Below are 4,046 nucleotides of genomic sequence, written 5' to 3'. Positions count from 1 at the left end.
GTCTCCGCGGGCGCCTGTGCGCGTGGAGAGAACCCCTCACCTGAGCGAGTTCGTTGCCGACGTCCGAGCAGCCCTCTCCCACAAGGGGAGAGGGCGCATCAATGGGCGTCCGGCGAGCTACTCTAGCGATTGAGCCAGGCCCAGACGATGCCGGCTGCGATCGCGGCGACAATGATGGTGACGGCGATCGCCCATGTGCTGACGCGGACGGCGCCGATCATCTGCCGTTCGGCCTCGTTCTCCGCGATCTCGCGGTTGCGCTGCTTCTCGTCGGATGCGCTCATGGGCGGCCTCCGAGCGCAGCATAGCACATAACACGTGACGAAAGTAATTCGGGTTGCCGCTCACCTCTTCGAGGTGAAAGCAGCCTTACGGGCTTTTGATGAAGCACATGCCCATGCGAGAGGTCTTGCCGGCGGCCTGACAGACGAGTCCCTCAGCGCAGGTCCACTTGCGAAAACTCGGGTCGTTGTCGGCGGCTTTCGCGCTTTGCTGATAGCAATGGGCGCCCCAGCCATCCTCATATTCGGTGCCGGCAAGCTCGGTGCTGCCGCGTAGCTGCGGGCGGTTGGAGAAGCCGCGGGAGAAATCCGGCTGATTGCCACGAGCGAACGCAGCCAGGATGTCGCGGCGGCGGACCTGGTCGCCGAAGAAATGCGGCGAGGCCGGCACCACGGTCGTATTCGACGGTTTGGCCGCCATCCAATCGACGCCGGGGAAATGGAAGCCGCCGATGCCGCGGGTCTGGTGGCATCCGGCGCAGGTGATATCGTTGAGCCTGCGCTCGAAGCCCGCGACCGAGCGGATGTTCTGCAGCCTGGTGCCGTCTTCCGCCGCCTTCCTCAGCGCACCGACGACATCATTGTCATCGAATGCAGCCGCGCTGCTTTCACCCTGCATCATCCCATATTCGGGTTGCAGTTCCGACAGGTCGAAGCCAACAGGCGTCGGCGCGATCGCAGCCTTGGCGAGGAATTTCTCCGGGATCAGGATCGTGCCACGGTCGAGCTCTGCGAAATGGCTGGGATCGAGCAGCCAGTTGTTGAACTCGCGCTTCAGGTTCTGATCGGAGAGGATGCGATCGCGATCGATCTGGTTCTCCAACGGCGCTTCCGCGAAGCGCCCGGCGTCGCTGATGAAGTTGAACACTTTCAGGAGATAGTCGGTGCGGAAATCGCGCGTCGGCGATTTCGGCGCGTGGGCGATCTGCAGGTTGGTCTCGATCTGCTCGATATTCTGGTAGCCGACCAGGTCGAGCGGGCCGTCCTTGCCGGTGAGCTTTTCGAGTCCCCCCTCGGCCGCCGATGAAACGTCGCTAATGGCAAGCCAGCGCCGCGCGATCTCGCGGCAAGTGATCGTAGCACCGTTTCGATCGCGCGCGCCCTCGCCCTTCGCCTTCAAGACCAGATTGACCGTCATCGGCAGCCGTTGCGAGACCGCGTTCTCGCCGATCACGGGTGCATCGACGCGCGTCAACCGATAGATCAGCCGGATCTCGCCGCAGCTTTCGGGTGAGACATAGGCGCGGTCCATACGGTTGACGATGCCGGCCAGCACGAAGCGCGTTGCTGCGGAGTAAAGCTGCGCGCGATCGAATAGCTGGAAGGCGAAGCTATCGCCGACGCCGATGGTTTCGTTCGGAAGCTCTTGGCTGTGCTTTGAGATGTAGCGATCGAACTCGCGATCGAGCGCCGCGCGGATCGGCGCCATCGACGGCAGCGCGAACAGTTCGGCATCGTCGAGCGGAAGATCGGTCTGTCGCTGCGGCGACAGCATGCGCCCGAGACCGAACCTGCCATGATCGAGATCACGGAGCACTGAGGGATCGGTAATCGCTGTGCCGCGTTCCAGCGCCTTGTCCTGTGCGGCACGCGCCGCCAAGGCGCCGCACAGCAGGGCGAGCAGGATCGTGAGGAAACGCAGCGCACGGCTCATGCCCCACTAACACCGCGCTAGGGGGCGTATTCAAGTCAAAAGCCGTCTCACATCGCGGTGAGGATGTAGCCCGGGTGGAGCGATAGCGTCACCCGGGATCACTCGTCACCGTTGATGCAGTAGTCCCGGGTTGCGCTGCGCTCCACCCGGGCTACGAGAGCTACAAACTAGCGAGCGACGATCAGGCCCTTGCTAGTGACGACCACCCAGCGGCCGTCCTGGCGGCGGATCGCATCGACGCGGCCGAGGCCGGGGATGGGATCGCCGGCATAGACCTCGTAGAGGCCGCGGCGGCCTTCGATCAGTGCGCCGCCATTGCTGACGTCGCGCAGCACCCAACCGTCCACGGTCGGCATGCGGCCGATTTCAGGCTTTGGAGCCGCGGCAGCCGCCGTGGTCGCCGGTGGCGTCACACTGCCGGTGACGTCCTTGACCGCGGCAGGTTGAGCCGCGGCAACCGGGGCCGGCGCGGCTGAAGCAGCCTTCAGCTTCTCGACGGTCTCGCTGAGCTTGGCGAGTTTCGCGGCCGGCTCGGCCTGCGCCTTCTCGAGCTTATCGAGGCGATCGCTGGTCTTGCTGAACTGGCTCGTTCCCGTCTTGGAGGCGTGCTCGAGCCCGGCCTTGAGCGCGCCGACATCGGCATCGATGCGCGCGATCGAAGCTTCGAGCGCGGTGTCCTTCGGCGGAACGACTGCTGCTGCCGCCGTAGCGGGCTTCGCGTAATAGCCGAGACCTGCGGTGGCGAGCGCACCACCAACGGCGCCTGCCGCGGTCGCGAGCGCAACGACCGCCGCCATCGCGGCAAAGCGGCGATTGCTGCCCGACGATGCCGGCTTCTCGTCATTGACGGGCTTGGCGGCCACGCCTTCGTCGTCCCAGATGCGATCGCCCGGCGACATGATCATGAGCTTGCCGGGGGTACGCGGTGGTTCTGCTGCGGCCGGCTCGATCCGGGTCGGCTCGACCTTGGGCGCTTCGGCCTTGATGGCTTCGAACTTGGGAGTGTCAGATTTGGGCGCTTCAAAGTTGGGCGCCTCGAACTTGGGAGCGTCCGCTTTGGGCGCCGTCTCTTCCTGGTTTGCCGCGATCTCCGAAGACGCGGACGCCGACACCGGTTCGCTTGCGGCGGACGGAGCGGCCGGCCCGGCGCCGCTGGCTCCGGCTTCAGCTTGGATCGGGGCGCGCTCTTGCTCACTCACGTTCAAAGTCTCCAGATTAGGTTGACCATTTGGTAACTTTTATTGCTTGCGAAATCGTTACTGGCTCGAGGTCTTACCGAAATTTAAGGAACCTTCCGGGCCATCACGACGTGCATCGCTGACTCTCAGGTAGATGACGTCAATTTTGAGGAAGGCCGGATGAACCGGACATGACCGGGACGGCAGCGGTATCGAGAGGCCGATCGTCTCACTGCACCGTCGTTCCGGGGCGCGCGAAGCGCGAGCCCGGAATCCATTTCGCGACTTTGCACGCGGCCCGATGGATTCCGGGTTCGATGCTTCGCATCGCCCCGGAATGACAGGCGTTTACATCACTACCGGCGCATCCGGCAGTTCGTTCGGGCCGCGGCCCTGCGGCGGGAAATGTCTGGCGAGTTCGCGTGAGACGGCCTCGATGCCCTTGATGGCGCCATGCTCGAAATGGCCGGTGCGGAAATCTTCTTCCATGATGCGACAAATCGCCTCCCAGCCTTCCGCGCCCACCTTGGCGTGGATGCCGCGGTCCGCAACGATCTCGACGTCGCGGTCGGCGAGCAGAAGGTAGATCAGGACGCCGTTGTTGTGTGCGGTGTCCCAGATGCGCAAATGCGCAAACACGTCGAGTGCGCGCTCGCGTGCCAACTGGTTGCGCAACAACGGCACGCCGTCGAGTGCGCCTTCAACGACAAAGCGGATCTGGCCGGAATGGGTGGCTTCGCCGGCCTTGATCGCCCGTTCGATCGCGTCGAGCACGCGCGGCGGAAACAGGCGCCGCGTCCGCCAGCGGTGTTCGACGAGGTGCCTGCTGATGCGCCGGATGTTCATGCTACCAGCTCCCCGATGCGCCGCCGCCGCCAAAGCTGCCGCCCCTGCCGCTGAAGCCGCCGCCCCCATTGTCGCGGGAGTTGCGGC

General features: G+C 64.6%; 4 protein-coding genes. All 4 read right to left on the bottom strand.

The window, feature by feature from the left end; genetic code table 11:
• Positions 1 to 122: 122 nt before the first annotated feature.
• The 4 genes from CWO89_RS46490 to CWO89_RS41585 all read right to left on the bottom strand — a co-directional run bounded on the left by CWO89_RS46490 (position 123) and on the right by CWO89_RS41585 (position 3,959).
• Positions 123 to 284 carry a hypothetical protein gene (locus CWO89_RS46490; RefSeq protein ID WP_165421558.1) on the bottom strand — a complete coding sequence of 54 codons (162 nt, stop codon included), beginning with the start codon at positions 282 to 284 and terminating at the stop codon, positions 123 to 125.
• An 85-nt stretch (positions 285 to 369) separates the two neighbouring features.
• A complete protein-coding gene (locus CWO89_RS41595; RefSeq protein WP_130584032.1) occupies positions 370 to 1,935 on the bottom strand; it encodes a hypothetical protein in 1,566 nt (521 codons plus the stop codon).
• A gap of 167 nt (positions 1,936 to 2,102) precedes the next feature.
• Positions 2,103 to 3,134: a hypothetical protein gene (locus CWO89_RS41590; protein ID WP_463702726.1), complete on the bottom strand. Its 1,032-nt coding sequence runs from the start codon at positions 3,132 to 3,134 to the stop codon at positions 2,103 to 2,105.
• A 327-nt stretch (positions 3,135 to 3,461) separates the two neighbouring features.
• Entirely contained in the window at positions 3,462 to 3,959 is a 498-nt protein-coding gene (locus tag CWO89_RS41585; RefSeq protein WP_130584030.1) for a TPM domain-containing protein, read from the bottom strand.
• Between the last annotated feature and the right edge of the window lie 87 nt (positions 3,960 to 4,046).

The sequence above is a fragment of the Bradyrhizobium sp. Leo170 genome (genome assembly GCF_004296405.1).
Taxonomy (GTDB): Bacteria; Pseudomonadota; Alphaproteobacteria; order Rhizobiales; family Xanthobacteraceae; genus Bradyrhizobium.
The sequence above is the reverse complement of the archived record's forward strand: the minus strand, read 5'-3'. Positions and strand labels throughout refer to the sequence as shown.